Annotated in this window: 23 protein-coding genes and 1 pseudogene; 16 read left to right on the forward strand and 8 right to left on the reverse strand. The window is 59.6% G+C overall.

The window, feature by feature from the left end:
• Positions 1–256 precede the first annotated feature (256 nt).
• The 3 genes and pseudogenes from AD668_RS26475 to AD668_RS26485 form a co-directional block, all read left to right on the forward strand.
• Positions 257–1633 (forward strand): annotated as a pseudogene (locus AD668_RS26475) (phosphomannomutase/phosphoglucomutase); the annotation flags it as partial.
• Positions 1634–1650: 17 nt separating this feature from the next.
• A complete protein-coding gene (gene argB / locus AD668_RS26480) occupies positions 1651–2556 on the forward strand; it encodes an acetylglutamate kinase (protein ID WP_053163877.1) in 906 nt (301 codons plus the stop codon).
• A 203-nt stretch (positions 2557–2759) separates the two neighbouring features.
• Complete coding sequence (locus tag AD668_RS26485) at positions 2760–2963, forward strand: hypothetical protein (protein ID WP_053163879.1); 204 nt, start codon at positions 2760–2762, stop codon at positions 2961–2963.
• Positions 2964–3034: 71 nt separating this feature from the next.
• Here the strand turns inward: AD668_RS26485 and pyrE are convergent, their stop codons facing one another.
• Positions 3035–3679, reverse strand: coding sequence for an orotate phosphoribosyltransferase (gene pyrE, locus AD668_RS26490; protein ID WP_011336558.1), 645 nt, complete (start codon positions 3677–3679; stop codon positions 3035–3037).
• 82 nt (positions 3680–3761) lie between these two features.
• Here pyrE and AD668_RS26495 point away from each other — a divergent pair, with 82 nt between their 5' ends.
• Positions 3762–4541 carry an exodeoxyribonuclease III gene (locus AD668_RS26495; RefSeq protein WP_053163881.1) on the forward strand — a complete coding sequence of 260 codons (780 nt, stop codon included), beginning with the start codon at positions 3762–3764 and terminating at the stop codon, positions 4539–4541.
• Between the two features lie 91 nt (positions 4542–4632).
• Here the strand turns inward: AD668_RS26495 and AD668_RS26500 are convergent, their stop codons facing one another.
• Both AD668_RS26500 and rph read right to left on the reverse strand, forming a co-directional pair.
• Positions 4633–5001, reverse strand: coding sequence for a DUF4870 domain-containing protein (locus AD668_RS26500; protein WP_053163883.1), 369 nt, complete (start codon positions 4999–5001; stop codon positions 4633–4635).
• A gap of 28 nt (positions 5002–5029) precedes the next feature.
• The gene (rph, locus tag AD668_RS26505; protein WP_047535109.1) at positions 5030–5752 is read right to left on the reverse strand and encodes a ribonuclease PH; all 723 of its coding nucleotides are present in this window, start codon (positions 5750–5752) and stop codon (positions 5030–5032) included.
• A 267-nt stretch (positions 5753–6019) separates the two neighbouring features.
• Here rph and AD668_RS26510 point away from each other — a divergent pair, with 267 nt between their 5' ends.
• From AD668_RS26510 to AD668_RS26535, 6 genes are all read left to right on the forward strand, one after another.
• Complete coding sequence (locus AD668_RS26510) at positions 6020–6883, forward strand: YicC/YloC family endoribonuclease (protein WP_053163885.1); 864 nt, start codon at positions 6020–6022, stop codon at positions 6881–6883.
• Between the two features lie 13 nt (positions 6884–6896).
• The gene (gene gmk, locus AD668_RS26515) at positions 6897–7517 is read left to right on the forward strand and encodes a guanylate kinase (protein WP_053163887.1); all 621 of its coding nucleotides are present in this window, start codon (positions 6897–6899) and stop codon (positions 7515–7517) included.
• A 167-nt stretch (positions 7518–7684) separates the two neighbouring features.
• A complete protein-coding gene (gene rpoZ, locus AD668_RS26520; protein ID WP_003177259.1) occupies positions 7685–7948 on the forward strand; it encodes a DNA-directed RNA polymerase subunit omega in 264 nt (87 codons plus the stop codon).
• 57 nt (positions 7949–8005) lie between these two features.
• Positions 8006–10111, forward strand: coding sequence for a bifunctional GTP diphosphokinase/guanosine-3',5'-bis pyrophosphate 3'-pyrophosphohydrolase (gene spoT, locus AD668_RS26525; RefSeq protein WP_053163889.1), 2106 nt, complete (start codon positions 8006–8008; stop codon positions 10109–10111).
• 26 nt (positions 10112–10137) lie between these two features.
• Positions 10138–10518, forward strand: coding sequence for a RidA family protein (locus tag AD668_RS26530; RefSeq protein ID WP_003229509.1), 381 nt, complete (start codon positions 10138–10140; stop codon positions 10516–10518).
• A gap of 67 nt (positions 10519–10585) precedes the next feature.
• Complete coding sequence (locus AD668_RS26535; protein ID WP_053163892.1) at positions 10586–11326, forward strand: hypothetical protein; 741 nt, start codon at positions 10586–10588, stop codon at positions 11324–11326.
• 131 nt (positions 11327–11457) lie between these two features.
• Here the strand turns inward: AD668_RS26535 and AD668_RS26540 are convergent, their stop codons facing one another.
• Entirely contained in the window at positions 11458–12315 is an 858-nt protein-coding gene (locus tag AD668_RS26540; protein WP_053163893.1) for an SDR family oxidoreductase, read from the reverse strand.
• A gap of 190 nt (positions 12316–12505) precedes the next feature.
• Here AD668_RS26540 and exbB point away from each other — a divergent pair, with 190 nt between their 5' ends.
• The 6 genes from exbB (at position 12506) to AD668_RS26570 (ending at position 19347) form a co-directional block, all read left to right on the forward strand.
• Positions 12506–13471 (forward strand): tonB-system energizer ExbB, encoded by a 966-nt coding sequence (gene exbB / locus AD668_RS26545; protein ID WP_053163895.1) that lies wholly within the window; start codon positions 12506–12508, stop codon positions 13469–13471.
• Between the two features lie 6 nt (positions 13472–13477).
• Positions 13478–13906, forward strand: coding sequence for a TonB system transport protein ExbD (exbD, locus tag AD668_RS26550; protein ID WP_053163897.1), 429 nt, complete (start codon positions 13478–13480; stop codon positions 13904–13906).
• Entirely contained in the window at positions 13903–14652 is a 750-nt protein-coding gene (locus tag AD668_RS26555) for an energy transducer TonB (protein ID WP_053163899.1), read from the forward strand. The genes exbD and AD668_RS26555 overlap by 4 nt, the downstream gene beginning before the upstream one ends.
• A gap of 201 nt (positions 14653–14853) precedes the next feature.
• The gene (locus tag AD668_RS26560; RefSeq protein ID WP_053163901.1) at positions 14854–15783 is read left to right on the forward strand and encodes a hydrogen peroxide-inducible genes activator; all 930 of its coding nucleotides are present in this window, start codon (positions 14854–14856) and stop codon (positions 15781–15783) included.
• A 9-nt stretch (positions 15784–15792) separates the two neighbouring features.
• Complete coding sequence (gene recG / locus AD668_RS26565) at positions 15793–17868, forward strand: ATP-dependent DNA helicase RecG (RefSeq protein ID WP_053163902.1); 2076 nt, start codon at positions 15793–15795, stop codon at positions 17866–17868.
• A gap of 78 nt (positions 17869–17946) precedes the next feature.
• Complete coding sequence (locus AD668_RS26570; protein WP_053163903.1) at positions 17947–19347, forward strand: aminoacyl-tRNA deacylase and HDOD domain-containing protein; 1401 nt, start codon at positions 17947–17949, stop codon at positions 19345–19347.
• 153 nt (positions 19348–19500) lie between these two features.
• Here AD668_RS26570 and AD668_RS26575 read toward each other — a convergent pair whose 3' ends face one another.
• The 4 genes from AD668_RS26575 to AD668_RS26590 all read right to left on the reverse strand — a co-directional run bounded on the left by AD668_RS26575 (position 19501) and on the right by AD668_RS26590 (position 22291).
• On the reverse strand, positions 19501–19872 hold the full coding sequence (locus AD668_RS26575) for a hypothetical protein (RefSeq protein ID WP_053163904.1): 372 nt from the start codon (positions 19870–19872) through the stop codon (positions 19501–19503).
• A 190-nt stretch (positions 19873–20062) separates the two neighbouring features.
• On the reverse strand, positions 20063–20425 hold the full coding sequence (locus AD668_RS26580; protein WP_053163905.1) for a DUF6124 family protein: 363 nt from the start codon (positions 20423–20425) through the stop codon (positions 20063–20065).
• 247 nt (positions 20426–20672) lie between these two features.
• Positions 20673–20948, reverse strand: coding sequence for an HU family DNA-binding protein (locus AD668_RS26585; RefSeq protein ID WP_003195589.1), 276 nt, complete (start codon positions 20946–20948; stop codon positions 20673–20675).
• A gap of 194 nt (positions 20949–21142) precedes the next feature.
• Positions 21143–22291 carry an NAD(P)/FAD-dependent oxidoreductase gene (locus AD668_RS26590; RefSeq protein WP_053163906.1) on the reverse strand — a complete coding sequence of 383 codons (1149 nt, stop codon included), beginning with the start codon at positions 22289–22291 and terminating at the stop codon, positions 21143–21145.
• Position 22292: the final 1 nt, after the last annotated feature.

Raw genomic sequence — 22292 nt, forward strand, 5'->3', positions numbered from 1 at the left:
TCGGCAGCTCCTACAAAAGAGCGAGCTTGCGCTCCAGGAATTTCATACTGTCTCTGCAAGGTTAGCTACTGAAAATCAAGGCATTGCATGGCCTGATATCCGTCAATTCCGCTGTCATGGCCCTTTCGCACGACGAACTCTCTGTGGAAAGCGCCGTCATACTCTTCAGTTTGAACGTGTCGCCAAATATTTCGACAACCTGTCCAACCACTTTCGAGATGGAGCATTTCCACAGATGAACACCCCGGCAAACGTCGCACCCAAGTTCCCTGACAGCATTTTCCGCGCTTACGATATTCGCGGTACCGTCCCGGAATTCCTGAACGCTGAAACTGCTTACTGGATCGGCCGTGCTGTCGGCTCCCAAAGCCTGGCCCAAGGCGAACCGAACGTGTCCGTCGGTCGCGACGGGCGCTTGTCCGGGCCGGAATTGGTCGCGCAACTGATCAAAGGCATCGCCGACAGTGGCTGCCACGTCAGTGATGTCGGCCTCGTGCCGACCCCGGCGCTGTACTACGCCGCGAACGTGCTGGCCGGAAAATCCGGTGTGATGCTGACCGGCAGCCACAACCCGTCGAACTACAACGGTTTCAAAATCGTCATTGCCGGCGACACCCTGGCCAACGAACAGATCCAGGCCCTCCACGACCGCCTCAAGACCCACAACCTGAGCAGCGGTCAGGGCAGCATCACCCAGGTCGAGATCCTCGACCGCTACACCACTGAAATCGTCCAGGACATCAAGCTGGCCCGTCGCCTGAAAGTGGTCGTCGACTGCGGCAACGGCGCGGCAGGTGTGATCGCTCCGCAACTGATCGAAGCGTTGAACTGCGAAGTCATCCCATTGTTTTGCGAAGTCGATGGCAACTTCCCGAACCACCACCCGGACCCGGGCAAGCCTGAAAACCTGGTGGACCTGATCAACAAGGTCAAGGAAACCAACGCCGATATCGGCCTGGCCTTCGACGGCGATGGTGATCGCGTCGGCGTGGTCACCAACACCGGCAGCATCGTCTACCCGGACCGCCTGCTGATGCTGTTCGCCCGCGACGTGGTTGCGCGCAACCCAGGCGCGGAAATCATCTTCGACGTCAAATGCACCCGTCGCCTGATTCCTCTGATCAAGGAATATGGTGGCCGCTCGCTAATGTGGAAGACTGGTCACTCGTTGATCAAAAAGAAAATGAAACAATCCGGCGCCCTGTTGGCCGGCGAAATGAGCGGGCACATCTTTTTCAAGGAGCGCTGGTTCGGTTTCGACGACGGCATTTACAGCGCCGCGCGGTTGCTGGAGATCCTCAGCAAGGAAAAATCCTCGGCCGAAGAGTTGTTCGCAACCTTCCCGAACGATATTTCTACGCCGGAAATCAATATCCATGTGACCGAAGAGAGCAAATTCAGCATCATTGATGCATTGCACGACGCGCAGTGGGGCGCAGGCGCCGACCTGACCACCATTGACGGCGTGCGAGTCGACTATGCCAAAGGCTGGGGCCTGGTGCGCGCCTCCAACACCACACCGGTGCTGGTGCTGCGCTTCGAGGCCGATGACGAGGCTGAATTGCAGCGCATCAAGGACGTTTTCAAAGTCCAGCTGAAGCGTGTTGCACCTGATCTCCAACTACCGTTCTGATTCACCCGGAGCCCTGAATGACCCTCGAACGCGAAGCCGCCGCCAACACCGCCAAGGTCCTGTCCGAAGCGCTGCCTTATATCCGCCGTTATGTCGGCAAGACACTGGTGATCAAATACGGCGGCAACGCGATGGAAAGCGAGGAGCTGAAAACCGGCTTCGCCCGCGACATCGTGCTGATGAAGGCCGTAGGCATCAACCCGGTAGTGGTTCACGGTGGTGGCCCGCAAATCGGCGACCTGCTCAAGCGTCTGTCGATCGAGAGCCATTTCGTCGACGGCATGCGCGTCACTGACGCCGCGACGATGGACGTTGTGGAAATGGTCCTGGGCGGCCAGGTCAACAAGGACATCGTCAACCTGATCAACCGTCATGGCGGCAGCGCCATTGGCCTGACCGGTAAAGACGCCGAACTGATTCGCGCGAAGAAGCTCACTGTCACCCGCCAGACGCCAGAAATGACGACCCCGGAAATCATCGACATCGGCCACGTCGGCGAAGTGGTCGGGATCAACACCGACCTGCTGAACCTGCTGGTCAAAGGTGATTTCATCCCGGTGATCGCCCCCATCGGCGTCGGCGCCAACGGTGAGTCGTACAACATCAACGCGGACCTGGTAGCCGGAAAAGTAGCCGAAGCGCTGAAGGCCGAGAAACTGATGCTGCTGACCAACATCGCGGGCCTGATGGACAAGTCGGGGACGGTCCTGACCGGCCTGACCACCCAACAGGTCGACGATCTGATCGCCGACGGCACCATCTACGGCGGCATGCTGCCAAAGATCCGTTGTGCGCTGGAAGCGGTCCAGGGCGGCGTGGGCAGTTCGTTGATCATCGACGGTCGCGTACCGAACGCGATCCTGCTGGAAATCTTCACCGACACCGGTGTGGGCACGCTGATCAGCAATCGCAAGCGTCACTGATTCATATCCAGAAAAAATCGCAGCCTTCGGCGGTTTCTACGACAAAGAATTTTCGGATGTACGAAAAATCTGTAGGAGCTGACGAAGTCTGCGATCTCTTTTTATGCGCTCAGGAAATGTCCGACCTGTTACAGCGAAACGTCTGACATCGGAAAAGAAATACTCCGCCTAGGATCTTCTCTCTACACACAGGAGATCTATCCATGCAAAAAGACTACGTTCCTTACGGCAGCGATGTTTCGGCGGGCACTTATACGTGCGTGGACTGCGGCCATCAGTACTCGAATCAGGCAAAAACCTCGATGCCGCCATGCCCGCAAATGCGTAAAACCCCACATTTGCGCCATGGCTGGAAAATTCTGACGGGCCAGGGTGACGCGGTAAAAGATCCGTATCCGAATGGGTAAAAAAAACCGAGGCAATAAAAAAGACCCCCTTCAGCCGAGCTGAACGGGGTCTTTTTTTACGCCGCTTACAGCTAAACGCCAAACTGCGCGCGGTACGCTTCAACGGCAGGCAAGTGCTGTTTGAGCTGCGGGTCGTCAGCCAGGAATTCCAGCACCTGGTTCAGCGAAACGATGCTGATCACCGGAATGCCGAAGTCACGCTCCACTTCCTGGATCGCCGACAATTCACCGTTGCCACGCTCCTGACGGTTCAGGGCGATCAGCACACCAGCGGCCTTGGCGCCGTCCTGGGAGGCAATGATCTGCATCACCTCGCGAATAGCAGTGCCGGCGGTGATCACGTCGTCGATGATCAGCACATCACCGGTCAGCGGCGCGCCAACCAGGCTGCCGCCTTCGCCGTGGGCCTTGGCTTCCTTGCGGTTGAAGCACCAAGGCAGGTCACGGTTGTGATGCTCGGCCAACGCCACGGCAGTGGTAGCTGCCAACGGGATGCCTTTGTAGGCCGGACCGAACAGAACGTCGAAGGGGATACCGCTTTCAGCAATGGCTGCGGCGTAGAAACGCCCCAGCTGTGCCAGCGCCGAACCCGAGTTGAACAGGCCCGCGTTGAAGAAGTAAGGACTGGTGCGCCCGGACTTCAGGGTGAACTCACCGAAGCGCAAAACGCCGCGATCGATGGCAAAACGAATGAAATCGCGCTGATACGCTTGCATGTAAAAAACCCCAAATACCACGGATTTAGCTAATTAGCTTGACGCCGTGTATCATACACGCACGCGATTTTTGGGGCCATTTATGCGGATCATCAGTGTGAACGTCAATGGTATTCAGGCTGCAGTCGAGCGAGGTTTGCTCAGTTGGCTGCAGGCACAGAATGCCGACGTCATCTGCCTGCAGGACACCCGTGCCTCCGCCTTTGAACTGGACGATCCAGCCTTCCAACTGGATGGATACTTCCTTTATGCCTGCGATGCCGAAGTTCCCGCCCAAGGTGGCGTGGCTTTGTACTCGCGGTTGCAACCGAAGGCTGTCATCAGCGGTCTCGGTTTCGAGACGGCCGACCGCTACGGGCGCTACCTGCAAGCCGATTTCGACAAAGTCAGTATTGCAACCTTGTTGCTTCCGTCCGGCATGAACGGCGATGAAGACTTGAACCAGAAATTCAAGCTCATGGACGACTTCGCCAAGTACCTGGACAAGCAACGGCGCAAACGCCGCGAGTACATTTATTGTGGCTCGCTGTATGTGGCGCAACAGAAGCTGGACATCAAGAACTGGCGCGACAGCCAGCAATCACCGGGTTTCCTGGCGCCTGAGCGCGCCTGGATGGACGAGATTGTGGGCAACATGGGCTATGTCGATGCCTTGCGGGAAGTCAGTCGTGAAGGCGACCAGTACAGCTGGTGGCCGGACAACGAACAGGCGGAAATGCTCAACCTCGGTTGGCGCTTCGACTATCAGTTGCTGACCCCGGGCCTGCGCCGCTTTGTACGCAGTGCGCGCCTGCCACGACAGCCGCGGTTCTCGCAACATGCACCGCTGATCGTGGACTACGACTGGACGCTTACGATCTAAGCGCCGTTTCGCAGACACAAAAAAGCCGACAGCGATGTCGGCTTTTTTGTGGGCAATGATCCGCTTTCTGCAAGGGGACCTTCACTGATCGTTATTTGATCAATCGCCAGGTAAAAGGATACCGGTAAGGAAACCCTTCATTGGCCTTAACCCCGGCAATGATCGTCAGCACCAACGCACCAATCGCCACCAGACCGAACAGGAAAAACCCGACAATCACCACCATCAGCAAGAAGCAGATGGCCGAAGCAATCGCGACGGTAATCTGGAAGTTCAGCGCCTCCTTGCCTTGCGCATCGACGAACGGATCCATCTCGCGTTTCATCTGCCAGAGAATCAGCGGGCCGATCAAAGTACCGAACGGAATCCAGATCCCCAGCAAGGCGGACAAGTGACAAAACATGGCCCATTGGCGAACCTCACGGCTCGGCGTGGGAAGCGGCAATTGTTCATCACTCATAACATCCTCCTTGCGTGGAACCATCCAGTCAGTCAGCCAGTGCAGCCTTTTGCAGATCGAAAATTTCGTTCATGCCTTTCTTCGCCAGCTCCAGCATGGCGTTCAGCTCTTCAGGCTGGAACGGTGCACCTTCGGCGGTACCCTGGACTTCGATGAAACCGCCGGTGCTGGTCATCACGACGTTCAGGTCGGTTTCGGCAGCCGAATCTTCCAGGTAGTCGAGGTCGAGCACTGGCTCACCCTGATACATACCGACCGATACGGCACCGATCATTTGCTTGAGCGGGTCGCCGCCTTTCAGGCCGCCGCGCTTCTTGATCACTTTCAAGGCGTCGACCAGTGCAACCATGGCGCCGGTGATGGACGCAGTGCGGGTACCACCGTCCGCCTGGATCACGTCGCAGTCGACATACAGGGTCACGTCGCCCAGCTTTGACATGTCCAGCGCGGCGCGCAGGGAACGGCCGATCAGGCGCTGGATTTCCAGGGTGCGGCCGCCTTGCTTGCCGCGGCTCGCTTCACGCTGGTTACGCTCGCCGGTGGCGCGCGGCAGCATGCCGTACTCAGCAGTCAACCAGCCTTGGCCCTGACCTTTGAGAAAACGTGGTACGCCGTTTTCGACGCTTACGGTGCAGATGACTTTGGTGTCACCGAACTCGACCAGTACAGAACCCTCGGCGTGTTTGGTGTAGTTGCGGGTGATGCGGATCGAGCGGAGCTGATCGGCAGCGCGACCACTTGGACGTTTCATAAGGGATACCTGTACGGGGACGGAAAACTGCGGAGCATTATAGAGCCGCCAGCCACGCCTGGGCACGTCTAAAAAAATCCTCTGACGAGCGAGGGCTCTGAACATCCCGTACCCGACGACCTGCAGCCGTTTGTCACATCGTGTGTTTGGGCGCATTGGCGCCACTGCGCTACAATCCTGCGCCTTTGCTGCCAGTCGGCTTTAATTCATTGATAGCGGATTGCCGGAACGTCAGTTTTGCGCCGATCCGCATTGCGAGGTACCTCCATGGTGCACAGCATGACCGCCTTCGCCCGCGTCGAGAAAGCCGGCGTTCAGGGCACCCTGAGCTGGGAGCTGCGCTCGGTCAACAGCCGCTACCTGGAACCGCACTTGCGCCTGCCGGAGTCCTTTCGCGACCTCGAAGGCGCGGTGCGTGAAGCCCTGCGCCAAGGCGTGTCCCGGGGCAAGCTTGAATGCACCCTGCGCTTCACCGAAGAAAACACCGCCAAAGCGTTGCAAGTAGATCAGGCACGCGCCGCTCAACTGGTCGCAGCCGCCGAAACCATTGCCGGTCTGATCAAAAATCCCGCAGCGCTGAACCCGCTCGAAGTCCTGGCCTGGCCTGGGGTGCTGGTGGGTGATGCGACCGACCCGCAAGCCCTGAATGCCGAAGCACTGGCGCTGTTCAACCTCGGCCTGAAAGAACTCAAGGCCGGCCGCGAGCGCGAAGGTGCGGAGCTGGCCCGATTGATCAACGAGCGCCTGACGTCCATTGAAGAAGACGTGGTAACCCTGCGTGAGCTGGTTCCACAAATGCTCGCCACCCAGCGCCAGAAAGTGCTCGACCGTTTCGCCGACATGAAGGCCGAGATGGATCCGCAGCGCCTGGAGCAGGAAATGGTCATGCTCGCGCAAAAAAGCGACGTCGCCGAAGAACTGGATCGCCTGAGCACTCACATCATCGAAGTTAGACGGGTGCTCAAGTCCGGCGGCGCGGCCGGCCGACGCCTGGACTTCCTGATGCAGGAACTCAACCGCGAAGCCAACACACTGGGCTCCAAAGCCTTCGACCCGCGCAGCACCCTGGCTGCGGTCAACCTCAAGGTGTTGATCGAGCAAATGCGCGAACAAGTGCAGAATATTGAGTAAGGCAACCCCCGACATGACCCACAGCACCGGCACCCTGTACATCATCTCCGCCCCTTCTGGCGCGGGCAAGAGCAGCCTGGTCAAGGCTTTGACCGACGCCAATCCGGAGATCCGCGTTTCGGTCTCCCACACCACCCGCGCCATGCGTCCGGGCGAAGTGGACGGCGTGAACTACAACTTCGTTTCGCGCGAACAGTTCGTGAAAATGATCGAGCACGGGGATTTCCTGGAGCGCGCTGAAGTGTTCGGCAACCTCTACGGCACGTCGCAAAGTCACCTGCAGCAGACGCTGGATGAAGGTCACGACCTGATTCTGGAAATCGACTGGCAAGGTGCCGAGCAGGTGCGCAAGTTGATGCCTCAGGCCCGCTCGATCTTCATTCTGCCGCCATCACTCGAGGCGCTGCACCAGCGCCTGACGAACCGCGGCCAAGACAGTGACGAGATCATCGACGGCCGGATGCGCGAAGCCGTCAGCGAAATGAGCCACTATGTCGACTATGACTACCTGATCATCAACGACGATTTCGCCCATGCGCTGCACGATCTGAAGGCGATTTTCCGCGCCAATCAGCTGATTCAGAAACGCCAGCAGCAACGTTTCGGCAAATTGCTGGCTGAATTACTCGGCTAAACAGCTCTTCCCAAAACCGCTGCAGGGGCTTTACATTGGCACTTGTAGCGCGTTGGAGGGCTTGGTCAAAAAATCAGCGCTTCCCTAAACGCTGGTGATTTTTTAAACTGTCGAGTCCGCTCGCCCAACCGGGCAGCGCGCATATTGCATTCGCTCCGAGGAATACCATGGCCCGCGTAACCGTTGAAGACTGCCTAGAACACGTGGAAAACCGCTTTGAGCTGGTCATGCTCTCTACCAAGCGTGCCCGTCAACTGGCCACCGGCGGCAAAGAGCCACTGGTCCAGTGGGAAAACGACAAGCCTACCGTTGTAGCCCTGCGTGAAATCGCGGAAGGCCTGATGAGCTACGAGTTCATCGCCAACGCCGAAATCGTCGAAGACGAACCGCTGTTCGCAGCGTTCGAGGACGAGTCCAACGAGGCCGTCTAAGCCTATGCCTGGTCGACGTAGCACGGCGCGGGATTACAGCTTGCGGCAGGAGACATCATGCCGAGCATAGACGCCCTCGCCGATCGCTTATCGACCTACCTCGGCAACGACCAGGTCAACCTGGTCCGCCGAGCGTATTTTTACGCCGAACAAGCCCACGACGGTCAACGCCGCCGTAGCGGTGAAGCGTACGTGACGCACCCACTCGCGGTGGCGAATATTCTTGCCGACATGCACATGGACCATCAAAGCCTGATGGCTGCGATGCTGCATGACGTGATCGAAGACACCGGCATTGCCAAGGAAGCGCTGCAAGCGCAGTTCGGCGAAACCGTGGCCGAACTGGTCGACGGGGTCAGCAAACTGACCCAGATGAACTTCGAGACCAAGGCCGAGGCACAAGCCGAAAACTTCCAGAAAATGGCCATGGCCATGGCCCGCGATATTCGCGTGATCCTGGTCAAGCTGGCCGACCGCCTGCACAACATGCGCACGCTGGAAGTGCTGTCCGGCGAAAAACGCCGGCGCATCGCCAAGGAAACCCTGGAAATCTATGCGCCCATCGCCAACCGGCTGGGCATGCACGCCATTCGCATAGAATTCGAAGACCTCGGCTTCAAGGCCATGCACCCGATGCGTTCCGCGCGGATCTACCAGGCCGTGAAACGCGCCCGGGGCAACCGCAAGGAAATCGTCAACAAGATCGAAGAGTCCCTCAGCCACTGCCTGGCCATCGATGGCATCCAGGGTGAGGTCAGCGGTCGTCAGAAACACCTCTACGGCATCTACAAGAAAATGCGCGGCAAGCGTCGGGCCTTCAACGAGATCATGGACGTGTACGCGTTCCGGATCATCGTCGACAAGGTCGACACCTGCTACCGCGTATTAGGCGCTGTTCATAATTTGTACAAACCGTTGCCGGGGCGTTTCAAGGATTACATCGCGATCCCCAAAGCCAACGGCTATCAGTCGCTGCACACCACGCTGTTCGGCATGCACGGTGTTCCGATCGAGATCCAGATCCGCACGCGCGAAATGGAAGAGATGGCCAACAATGGCATCGCGGCCCATTGGCTGTACAAATCCAGTGGCGACGAGCAGCCGAAAGGCACTCACGCCCGCGCCCGCCAGTGGGTCAAAGGCGTGCTGGAGATGCAGCAACGCGCCGGTAACTCGCTGGAATTCATCGAAAGCGTGAAGATTGACCTGTTCCCGGACGAGGTCTACGTGTTCACGCCCAAAGGCCGGATCATGGAGCTACCCAAAGGCTCCACTGCGGTCGACTTCGCCTACGCTGTGCACACCGACGTGGGTAACAGCTGCATCGCCTGCCGGATCAACCGTCGTCTCGCGCCGCTGTCCGAACCGCTGCAAAGTGGTTCCACGGTCGAGATCGTCAGCGCCCCAGGCGCGCGGCCGAACCCGGCCTGGCTCAACTTTGTGGTTACCGGCAAGGCGCGCACGCACATCCGTCATGCGCTTAAACTGCAACGTCGCTCCGAGTCGGTCAGCCTCGGCGAACGCCTGCTGAACAAGGTCCTCAACGGTTTCGACAGCTCGCTGGAAAAAATCCCGGCCGAGCGCGTCAAGGCGATGCTCGCCGAGTACCGCCTGGAATTGATCGAAGACCTGCTCGAAGACATCGGTCTGGGCAACCGCATGGCCTATGTGGTGGCCCGCAGGCTGCTGGGCGAAGGCGAACAGTTGCCAAGCCCGGAAGGTCCGCTGGCGATTCGCGGCACCGAAGGCCTGGTGCTCAGCTACGCCAAGTGTTGCACGCCGATTCCAGGCGACCCGATTGTAGGGCACCTGTCTGCGGGTAAAGGCATGGTTGTGCACCTGGACAACTGCCGCAACATCACCGAAATCCGCCACAATCCGGAAAAATGCATCCAGCTCTCATGGGCCAAGGATGTCACCGGCGAATTCAACGTCGAGCTGCGCGTCGAACTGGAACACCAGCGCGGGCTGATCGCCTTGCTGGCCAGCAGCGTCAACGCGGCCGACGGCAATATCGAGAAAATCAGCATGGATGAACGCGATGGTCGCATCAGCGTGGTCCAACTGGTGGTCAGCGTGCACGACCGCGTGCACCTGGCCCGCGTGATCAAGAAACTGCGCGCCTTGACCGGGGTGATTCGAATCACCCGCATGCGCGCCTAAGCCCCCCTCATTACAAGGAGTCCTACATGACCAAGACTGTTATCACCAGCGACAAGGCCCCGGCCGCCATCGGTACTTACTCCCAGGCGATCAAGGCTGGCAACACCGTTTACATGTCCGGTCAGATCCCGCTGGATCCAAAAACCATGGAACTGGTTGAAGGCTTCGAAGCCCAGACCGTCCAGGTGTTCGAGAACCTCAAGGCCGTGGCTGAAGCTGCCGGCGGTTCGTTCAAGGACATCGTCAAGCTGAACATCTTCCTCACCGACCTGAGCCACTTCGCCAAGGTCAACGAGATCATGGGCAAATACTTCGACCAGCCATACCCAGCCCGCGCCGCCATCGGCGTTGCAGCCCTGCCAAAGGGTTCGCAGGTTGAGATGGATGCCATCCTGGTCATCGAGTAATGCGTACGGCGCAGCCCAGGGCTGCGCCGACTGCTCGGCTGTAAAGAAAGTCTGAAAGGATTCCACAATGCGCAATGCGCTTGCTCTCTCGCTGCTCGCCCTGTTTCTGGGCGGATGTGCCAGCGACCCTGCCGACCGCGATATCAGCGGTACCTGGATCAACCAGGTCGCGATCGACGCAGCAGCCAAAGGTGTTCCCTTGCGCGAAGCGCTCCAGGCCTATGGCCCTAACCTGGAATGGGACGTCAACACCAAGGCCGGCCAGGCCCGCTACACCAATGGTTTTGAGAATGTCGAAGGCAAGCTGCTGGGCGAACAGTCCGGCGCCTGGAAAGTCGATTTTTATGGCAGCTCGGCCAGTGAGCTGAAGCGGGACGGCAAACAACTGAGCCAGGCCGCCAGCGACAATGAGCCTGAGCAAATTTTCGACCGCGTACAGATCCAGGTACCCGAAGGCGCACCGATGGGTGCCAGCTTTGAACGAGCGCTGTATTCCGCTTACATGGGTGGCAGCTGGGCTATTGTCAGCGGCCCCGGTGAAGGCGGCACGGTGAAATTCCAGGCTGACGGCCAGGTAACCGGCCTGCCGGGCAGTGATCGCTACGCCCTGTGCCTGGCCGGCGATTGTGCGTCCATGAGCGGCGGCAACGACAACATGTGGCTGCAACTCAACGGCCAAGGTAACGCCTGGATCTTTGCGCGCAAGGGTAAGGAGCTGGAGATTTTCCAGACCGTGAACACCGCGCAGGCAGACGAAATGCCTTCGTACACGCCGGGTGATCGCAAATGGTTACTGGAAAAGCAGTGATCCGAGCTTGAATTGAGCCCACTGTAGGAGCCGGCTTGCTGGCGAAAGGGTCGTTACATTCAACATCAATGTTGGTTGTGCGCCGCTTTCGCCAGCAAGCCGGCTCCTACAATGTGCGGGTTGTCAGGAAATCAGCAACGCCCCTCAAGAATCGCCGCATACCCCTCGCGAAAACTCGGATACGTCGGCGTCCAGCCCAACGCTTTTGACCGCGCATTGGTGCACCGCTTGCTTCCAGTTCGACGCACGCTGGCGTCATCGGCCCATTCCGTCACACCCAGATACTCCCGCAACCAGCCCACCACATCCGCCAGTGCGACTGGCGCGTCGTCGACACCTATATAGAAATCGTCCAGCGCCACGCCACGACGATCCGCCTCCAGCAAGCACGCCATCAATCCTGCGGCGTCGTCGGCGTGGATACGGTTGGCATACAACGGCGGATCGGTTACCACGCGATACCCCCGACGCACCTGTGTCAGCAGCCATTCGCGGCCCGGACCATAAATACCGGTCAAACGCACGACGCTGGCCGGGATACCGCTTTTAAGGGCGACCTGCTCGGCTTCGAGCATCACACGCCCTGAATAACTGCTGGCCACAGCCGGTGAAGTCTCGTCGACCCACTCACCTTCCTGCTGACCATAAACACTGCTGCTGGATACGAACAACAGGCGATTGGGCATTTGCCCGTAGTCGTTAAGCCACTCCAGCACATGCTCCAGACCCTGGACATAAGCCGCGCGGTAACCAGCCTCATCGTGATCGGTGGCCGCCGCGCAATACACCAGATAGTCCACCGCGCCAATCGGCCAAGTGGCCGGGCAATCCTTGTTGAACAAGTCACCGGCAACGCCGATGACCCCCTCAGGCAAGCGTGAAACGTCGCGCCGCAGGCCATGAACTTCCCACCCGGCGTTCAGCAATTGGGTGGCCAGACGGCTGCCGACATCACCGCAACCGGCGATCAAAACAGAAGGCGCGGACATCAAAAAACTCCCCTAGGAAACGGACAGACTAGCGCTGGCAATAGACGAGCGGCTAGCAATGCAGGAAAAAAAGATACTCTATTACTTTTGTTAACAAGAATTACTTGCAATAATACGCCCCACTTTTGTTCTCGGCCTTTCGAGGCCTGGAAGAACATCATCCGTTTTTTTCACTCAGGTCCGGCCCAGCATGACACGCAATCATTTCTCCGCTTCGCCAACCAATCGACCTCGCGCCTGGAGCGCGGTGGCCGCCCTGTTCCTCAGTCTGATGCTGGCGCCGGTCGCCGCTTTCGCTGATGCCCAGGCACCTGCCACTGCGCCAGCCGCTACCGCACCTGCTGCAGCCGATCACGCTGCTCCCGTTGCGACCGATCCAGCACAAGCCGTACCGGCAGACGCCCTGGGTGAAGACGTGCCGGAAGTCCTCGAAGCAGACAACACACTGGGCATGGCCCATGACCTGTCGCCTTGGGGCATGTACCAGAACGCCGACATCATCGTAAAAATCGTGATGATCGGTCTGGCCATCGCCTCGATCATCACCTGGACCATCTGGATCGCCAAGGGCTTCGAGCTGATTGGCGCCAAACGTCGTCTGCGCGGTGAAATCGCCCACCTGAAAAAAGCCGCCACCTTGAAAGAGGCCAGCGCTACCGCGGCCAAGGAAGGCACGCTTGCCAACCTGTTGGTCCACGACGCCCTTGAAGAAATGCGCCTCTCGGCCAGCAGCCGCGAAAAAGAAGGCATCAAGGAACGCGTCAGCTTCCGTCTTGAGCGCCTGGTCGCGGCTTGTGGTCGCAACATGAGCAGCGGTACCGGCGTACTCGCCACCATCGGCTCCACCGCGCCGTTTGTCGGCCTGTTCGGTACGGTATGGGGCATCATGAACAGCTTCATCGGCATCGCCAAAACCCAGACCACCAACCTCGCCGTCGTGGCCCCCGGCATCGCCGAAGCCCTGCTGGCCACAGCGTTGGGCCTGGTTGCAGCGATTCCCGCCGTTGTGATCTACAACGTTTTCGCCCGCTCCATCGCCGGTTACAAAGCCCAGGTGTCCGACGCATCGGCGCAGGTCCTGCTGCTGGTCAGCCGTGACCTCGACCACCAGCCTGAGCGCAGCAGCTCGCAACCGCACATGGTGAAAGTGGGGTAATCGGCCATGGGCCTGCATTTGAAAGAAGGGGCAGACGACGATCTGTCCGAAAACCACGAAATCAACGTCACGCCGTTCATCGACGTGATGCTGGTGCTGTTGATCATCTTCATGGTGGCGGCCCCGCTGGCCACCGTGGACATCAAGGTCGACCTGCCCGCGTCCACCGCCAAACCGGCGCCGCGGCCAGAAAAACCGGTGTTCCTCAGCGTCAAGGCTGACCAGCGCCTGTTCCTCGGTGAAGAGGAAGTGAAGGCCGAAGCACTCGGCGCCACCCTCGACGCCAGGACCCAAGGCAAGAAAGACACAACGATCTTCTTCCAGGCCGATAAAGGTGTGGATTACGGCGACCTGATGAGCGTGATGGATAACCTGCGCTCGGCCGGTTACCTGAAAGTGGGTCTGGTTGGACTCGAGACGGCAGCCAAGAAATGATCACGACGCGCCATAAGCTGACGCGTTACAGCGGTAGCCTGGCCGTGGTGCTGGGCGTTCACGCACTGGCCATCGCGCTGGCGCTGAATTGGTCTGCCCGCCCGCCCATCGAGCTGCCCCCCCAGGCAATGATGGTCGAACTGGCACCCGTTCCCGCCCCGCCACCGCCGGCACCGCCCAAAGTCGTCACGCCTCCGCAGCCACCGGCTCCGGTTGAAGAACTGCCGATACCCAAGCTTGCCGAAGCGCCGAAAGCCGAAATTGCCGTGCCCAAGCCGGTCAAGCCCAAGCCCAAGCCGCAGCCACCCAAGCCGGTAGAAAAAAAACCCGAGCCGCCGAAGGAAAAGCCGGCTGAAGAAAAACCTGCCGAAACCCAGCAGACTCAAGCTCCGACGGAGAAGTCCGCTCAGCCTGCTCCAGGCCCTTCGCCCGCTCAACTGGCGGCCAAAGCCAGCTGGCAAGGCACGCTGCTGGCACACTTGCAGAAGTACAAAAAGTACCCTGCCAGTGCACAGGCGCGGGGCAAGGAAGGCATGAACCGTCTGCGTTTCGTGGTCGACGGGGAAGGGAATGTGTTGTCGTTTGAATTGGTCGGCGCCTCAGGTACTGCGGATCTGGACCGAGCGACCCTGGAAATGATCCGTCGTGCCCAACCGCTGCCCAAGCCGCCGGCCGACATGTTGACCAACGGCTCGATCGAAATCGTTGCACCGTTTGTGTACTCGCTGGAAAAACGCCGGCGGTAAACATCGAATCCTGAAGGAGCTGACTTGCCAGTTCCTACAGGGGATTCATTTGCACAAGAAAAGGCACCGAAAGGTGCCTTTTTGCCTATCTGCCAGCGGCAAACCGGCATTGCCCGGTGTCACTTGACGCATTCAGTCTGATAACGTGCGTCTATCGATTGCAGCCGTTATGCTTGGCGTGCAACTTCATGGACGCTTGCTATGACCCTCACAGAATTACGCTACATCGTTACCCTCGCCCAAGAGCAGCATTTCGGCCATGCGGCCGAGCGTTGCCACGTCAGCCAGCCGACTCTGTCGGTGGGCGTGAAAAAGCTTGAAGACGAACTCGGTGTGCTGATTTTCGAGCGCAGCAAAAGCGCTGTGCGCCTGACCCCGGTCGGCGAAGGCATCGTGGCCCAGGCGCAAAAAGTGCTGGAGCAGGCCCAAGGCATCCGCGAACTGGCCCAAGCCGGCAAGAACCAGCTGACCGCTCCGCTGAAAGTCGGCGCGATCTACACGGTTGGCCCCTATCTGTTCCCACACCTGATTCCACAACTGCACCGGGTCGCCCCGCAGATGCCGTTGTACATCGAAGAAAACTTCACCCACGTGCTGCGCGACAAACTGCGCAACGGCGAGCTCGATGCAATTATCATCGCCCTGCCGTTCAACGAAGCTGACGTGTTGACCTTGCAGCTCTACGACGAGCCGTTCTACGTCCTCATGCCGGCCCAACACCCGTGGACACAAAAAGAATCCATCGACGCCAGTCTGCTCAACGACAAGAGCCTGCTGCTGCTCGGCGAAGGCCACTGCTTCCGCGATCAGGTGCTCGAAGCCTGCCCGACCCTTGCCAAAGGCAGCGACGGCGCCAAACACACTACCGTGGAATCCAGCTCCCTGGAGACCATCCGTCACATGGTGGCCTCCGGTCTTGGCATCTCGATCCTGCCGTTGTCGGCGGTCGACAGCCATCACTACGCCCCCGGCGTGATCGAAGTGCGCCCGCTCTCGGCACCGGTGCCGTTCCGAACCGTAGCGATTGCCTGGCGCGCAAGCTTCCCGCGCCCGAAGGCGATTGAAATCCTCGCTGACTCCATTCGCCTGTGTTCGGTGGCCAAGCCAGCGGCACCGGTCGCTGCCGGTTAAGCCGTTGTTATGACGGAGTTGTCGCAAGTGTCGGTGACGGCACTCAAGGGTGTCGGCGAGGCCATGGCCGAGAAGTTGGCCAAAGTCGGCCTGGAGAATCTTCAGGACGTACTGTTTCACCTGCCGCTGCGCTATCAGGATCGCACCCGCGTGGTGCCGATCGGCCACTTGCGACCGGGGCAAGACGCCGTCGTCGAAGGCACCGTCAGCGGTGCCGATGTGGTCATGGGTCGGCGCCGCAGTCTTGTCGTGCGCTTGCAGGACGGCACCGGCGGGCTCAGCCTGCGCTTCTACCATTTCAGCAACGCGCAGAAAGAAGGCCTCAAACGCGGTACGCGGGTTCGCTGCTACGGCGAGGCCCGGCCCGGCGCTTCGGGGCTTGAAATCTACCACCCGGAATACCGCGCCATCACCGGCGACGAGCCACCGCCCGTGGATGAAACCCTGACCCCGGTCTACCCACTGACCGAAGGCCTGACCCAACAACGCCTGCGCCAGTTGTGCATGCAGACCCTCACCCTGCTCGGCCCCAGCAGCCTGCCCGACTGGCTGCCCAAAGAGCTGGCCCGGGACTATCAATTGGCGCCGCTGGCCGACGCGATCCGCTACCTGCACAACCCACCCGCCGATGCCGACGTGGATGAACTGGCGCTCGGTCATCATTGGGCGCAACACCGCCTGGCTTTCGAGGAACTGCTGACCCATCAACTGTCACAGCAGCGCCTGCGCGAAAGCATGCGCTCCCTGCGGGCACCCGCCATGCCCAAAGCCACCCGACTGCCAGCCAAATACCTGGCGAATCTCGGCTTTGAACCAACCGGTGCCCAGCAAAGGGTGGGCAACGAAATTGCCTACGACCTGAGCCAGCACGAGCCAATGCTGCGGCTGATTCAAGGCGACGTCGGCGCGGGTAAAACCGTGGTCGCCGCCCTTGCCGCGCTCCAGGCTCTGGAGGCCGGTTATCAAGTCGCGCTGATGGCGCCCACCGAGATCCTCGCCGAGCAGCACTACATCACCTTCAAACGCTGGCTCGAACCGCTGGGCATCGAAGTCGCATGGCTGGCCGGCAAGCTCAAGGGCAAGAACCGCATTGCCGCGCTGGAGCAAATTGCCAGCGGCACGCCGATGGTGGTCGGCACCCACGCACTGTTCCAGGACGAAGTGCAGTTCAAGAATCTGGCATTGGCGATCATCGATGAGCAACACCGTTTCGGTGTGCAACAGCGGTTGGCGTTGCGGCAAAAAGGCGTTGGAGGACGCATGTGTCCGCACCAGTTGATCATGACCGCCACCCCGATCCCGCGCACGTTGGCGATGAGCGCCTACGCCGATCTCGACACTTCGATCCTCGACGAATTACCGCCCGGCCGAACCCCGGTCAATACCGTACTGATCACCGACACCCGACGCGTCGAAGTTATCGAACGGGTCCGCGGTGCGTGTGCCGAAGGACGTCAGGCGTACTGGGTGTGCACACTGATTGAAGAGTCCGAAGAGCTGACCTGCCAAGCAGCAGAAACCACTTACGAAGACCTCACTGCCGCACTCGGCGAGCTGAAGGTCGGGTTGATCCATGGCCGCATGAAGCCCGTCGAAAAAGCTGCGGTGATGGCCGAATTCAAGGCCGGTAACCTGCAACTGCTGGTCGCTACCACCGTGATCGAAGTCGGCGTGGATGTGCCCAACGCCAGCCTGATGATCATTGAAAATCCGGAACGTCTGGGCCTGGCGCAGCTGCACCAGTTGCGCGGCCGCGTCGGCCGGGGCAGCGCGGCCAGCCATTGCGTGCTGCTCTACCATCCTCCGCTGTCGCAGATCGGCCGTCAGCGGCTGGGCATCATGCGCGAAACCAACGACGGATTTGTCATCGCCGAAAAAGACCTCGAACTGCGCGGCCCCGGCGAAATGCTCGGCACTCGGCAAACCGGTTTGCTGCAATTCAAAGTCGCCGACCTGATGCGCGACGCCGACTTGCTGCCCGCCGTGCGCGACGCCGCACAAGCCTTGCTGGAGCGCTGGCCGGACCACGTCAGCCCGCTACTCGACCGCTGGTTACGGCATGGGCAGCAATACGGCCAAGTGTGAGCACCGTCTCAGTTTCTGAAGCATCGCGCTAATCAAGCTGGTTATACTCCCGCCATTGTTTTAGTCCGGATACAGACCATGACCGAAGTTGCCCTCGCACCCGCTTCCCCGCACGCTCCGTCGGTCATTCGGCTGATGCTGGACAAGCTAGGCATCGCTTACGAAGAAGTGCTGGATCACCACGGCCTCAACGCCGCGCGCAAGATCCAGTCCGTGCTGCTCGATGACAGCGTTGGCACGCTGATGGTGTTGTTTGCGCAAAACCAGCTGCTGGACCTCAATCGTCTGACCGAACTCACCGGGCGCCGCCTCACTGCCGTTTCCAACGAGCGCCTGGTGAAGATGCTGGGCAAGCACAACCTCAGCCTGCTGCCGGGCCTGCCGGCACTGACCAGTGCGCCATGCCTGTACGACGAAAGCCTGCTGCGCGAACCGAAGTTACTGGTCAACTCGGGTGAGCCGGGCGTGTTGCTGGAAATCGCCAGCGAAGACTTCAAGACCATGCTGACCAAGGCCAGCGCCGCCAACTTCGGCGAAAACCTGACCTGCATTCGACCGAACCTCGACCGTCCGGGTGACGATCGCCAGGAAATCACCCAGGCTGTTCAAGCGTTCACCGCACGACGCATCCAGCAGCGTCTGGAAGCGACCATCGAAATCCCTCCGCTGGCCGAAACCGCGCAAAAAATCATCAAACTGCGTGTTGACCCCAACGCCACCATCGACGACATCACCGGCGTGGTCGAAACCGACCCGGCTTTGGCGGCACAAGTAGTGAGCTGGGCGGCGTCGCCGTACTACGCCTCGCCGGGCAAGATTCGTTCGGTAGAAGATGCCATTGTGCGTGTGCTCGGTTTCGATCTGGTGATTAACCTCGCGCTGGGCCTGGCCCTGGGCAAAACCCTGAGCCTGCCCAAGGACCAGCCGCAACACTCCACACCGTACTGGCAGCAATCGATCTACACCGCCGCCGTCATCGAAGGCCTGACCCGCGCCATGCCACGCGCCCAGCGCCCGGAAGCCGGCCTGACCTACCTGGCAGGCCTGCTGCACAACTTCGGCTACTTGCTGCTGGCCCACGTGTTCCCGCCGCACTTCTCGCTGATCTGCCGCCACCTGGAGGTCAACCCGCACCTGTGCCACAGCTTTATCGAGCAACACCTGCTGGGCATCAGCCGTGAGCAGATCGGCTCGTGGCTGATGCGCCATTGGGACATGCCCGAGGAATTGGCCACCGCCCTGCGCTTCCAGCACGATGCCAACTACGACGGTGACTATGCCGAGTACCCGAATCTGGTGTGCCTGTCGTTGCGACTGCTGCGAAGCCGAGGCATCGGCTCCGGCCCGGACGAAGACATACCCGACGCCCTGCTCGAACGCCTGGGCCTGACCCGCAGCAAAGCCGAAGACATCGTCAGCAAAGTGCTGGAAGCCGAAGTGCTGCTGCGTGAACTCGCTTCGCAATTCAGCCAGGGCTGAAAAGCATCGCGGGCAAGCCCGCTCATACAGGATTCAGGTAATCCTTTTAGGAGCAGGCTTGCCCGCGAAATCGTCAACGATGACGCGCATATCCTGGATAAACGTGGCGCGCTTGATCTCTTCGTCGGAACGCCGCCCAAAGCAAGCTCGGGCCTACGCCTTCTTCGGTTTCAAATACTTGGTCAAGCCCTGGAACCAGATCACCAGCGCCGGATTGCCCTTGATCTGAATCGACTTGTCCTGAATCCCCGTCATGAACGCCAGCTGCTTGTTTTTCGCCTGCATCGTGGCAAAGCCGTACGCGGCGTCTTTGAAGGCAATCGCGAACGCAGGCTCGGCATGTACACCGGACTGACTGGTGATGCGTTGACCCTTCACACGAAAGTGCCGCGCCACCTTGCCGTCCAGGGTCTGCAGTTGAAACACCAGGTCTTTGTCCCCCAACTGCTGCTGAAACGCCGGATTGGACCGGCTTGCCCTCCCCATCAACAAACCCAGCATCCACAGCAGAAAACGAAATTTCATCTGTACAGCCTCAAAAGTAAAATGAACGGCCCGGGCAGTGTATCGACTTCGGACAATAACTCCAGTATCGCGTTGCGTTAGCGGAAGATGTCCGACAATTACCCCATGATGACTACCAAGTCATGATTTTTTCATTTCACTTTTCAAGCGAAGTCTGAAGAACATTGATGGGACGCCCCCCCTATGAACCTTACGGTTTATGAACATTGTCCAACACTCGATTTACCGCGAGCTCACCCAGCATGAGTACCTGCTGAAGGGCTAACATGGTATTTCGATGCACGCCCTCCAATACCCCGGCAAATTCACTCGCCATCACACTTGCTGACGCTAATGACTCGCAGGCATGGGCTAGTAGCGTTTCATTGTCGACGTCAGGTGCAACAACAAAAATTGAGCTCGGCGCATGCACGGCGGCCATGACAGTTGTCGGCTTCAAGTAGTAGTCCAACGCACGGTCGACCGCGTCCTGCGGTTTCTTTGAAGAAGTGGATGCGTATGCAATGCCGCTTTCGGACTCTGATCCAGCGCCTGAGTGGGTGACATAGGGCATGGTGTATCTCCGTGAGAAGTTGGAGTTATCACGCTAACCTCCGCGCTTCCGACGGCCAACCCTAAAAAGTTGTCAGATGCTTCCTCAAATTTTCTGATGTTTTCATCACGTGAATACGCACTTCCCACACCGAACACACAAAAATCAACAGGCCGTTGTTTAAAGCCAGAAACAAAAATGGGCACCCAACCTGGTTGGCGTGCCCATTTTTAATGCCGTCTCGCAAGACGCGAGAGGTAGATATCATTTACGGATTGACGCTGTCCTTCAACGATTTGCCTGGCTTGAACGCTACGGTGTTGCTGGCCTTGATTTTGACGGGTTCACCGGTTTGCGGGTTTTTGCCGGTGCGGGCACCGCGGTGGCGTTGCAGGAAGGTGCCGAAGCCCACCAGCGTTACGCTGTCTTTGCGGTGCAGGGCGCCGGTGATTTCTTCCAGCACGGCGTTGAGAACGCGGTTGGCTTGTTCTTTGGTGAGGTCTGCTTTTTCAGCAATGGCGGCGGCGAGATCTGGTTTACGCATGTGAGTGAAGCCCCTTTGACGGTTTGTTGTTGTTATGTCCGTGCTGCTCTCTGCGGAGCAGCGCCCAAAGCGCCGCAGGTGCTCTACTCTGCGGCAGACGGGAGTGAGGATGGCACGCAGTGAGGCCCCGCGCCAGTATCGGCGCGGCCATTGTTGGGGCAAAAGGGGGGTGATTCCGACAGAACGACCAGTATTTACGCCAACAGAGCCGGAAGCTCTTTGTTCAGGGCCAGTTTTTCCATCACGGCCGCGCCCGTCAGGGCATAACCGAGCAGTTTGCCCGAGGCATCGCGGCATAAAACCTTGATGTCGGTGCCCTGCCCTTCGACGGTCCAAATACCTTCTGCGCCCCGTGGTGGCGGGGAAACCACCAACGGGCACACCGGGGTTTTCACGGTGATTGGCATCGGGCCATAGGTCACAGCGGTCGGGTTGCCGGCGAGGGTCTGGGCCAGCGCCCGGGCACAGCTCATCAGGGGCATGACGTACAGCAGGTTCAGGCCGTCGACTTCGGCGCAGTCCCCCAATGCGTAAATGTTGGCGTGGGAGGATTGCAGGTGGCGGTCGACCACCACCCCGCGATTGACCTGCAAGCCCGCCGCTGCAGCCAGGTCGATGCGTGGGCGCAGGCCAATGGCCGAGACCACCACGTCGCAGGGGATCACCTGGCCGTCGGACAGGTGCGCTTCCAGGCCGTCCGCCACTTTTTGCAGGCGATTGAGCACCGGGCCGAGGTGGAAACGTGCGCCAAGGCTTTCGAGGCCAGCCTGCACGGCGGCGGCGGCGGCCGGGTGCAGCAGGGTCGGCATGACTTGTTCGCACGGGGCGACCAGTTGCACTTCGTAGCCACCCAAGGTCAGGTCGTTGGCGAATTCGCAGCCGATCAGGCCGGCACCGAGCAGCAAGACACGGCGTTTGCCGGCCGCTGCGGCGCGAAAACGGGCGTAGTCCTCGAGGTCGTTGATCGGGAACACGCAATCGGCAGCGTCGCCTTCAATCGGAACGCGCACGGTTTCGGCGCCCCAAGCCAGGATCAGGTCGCGGTAGATCACCGCTTCTTCGCCGATCCACAGGCGCTTGTGGCCCGGGTCGATGCCGCTGATGCGCGTGTGGGTGCGCACTTCGGCCTTCAGTTGCTCGGCCATGGCGCCGGGTTCGGCCATGCTCAGGCCATCGGCGTCTTTGTTTTTGCCAAAACCGGTGGAGAGCATCGGCTTGGAGTAAGAGCGGCCGTCATCGGCGGTAATCAGCAGCAGCGGGGTTTCGCTATCGAGTTTGCGAAACTCGCGGGCCACGTTGTAGCCAGCGAGCCCGGTGCCAACGATTACGACAGGTGCGTTCATT

It is taken from the genome of Pseudomonas sp. P1.8 (genome assembly GCF_001269805.1).
Taxonomy (GTDB): Bacteria; Pseudomonadota; Gammaproteobacteria; order Pseudomonadales; family Pseudomonadaceae; genus Aquipseudomonas.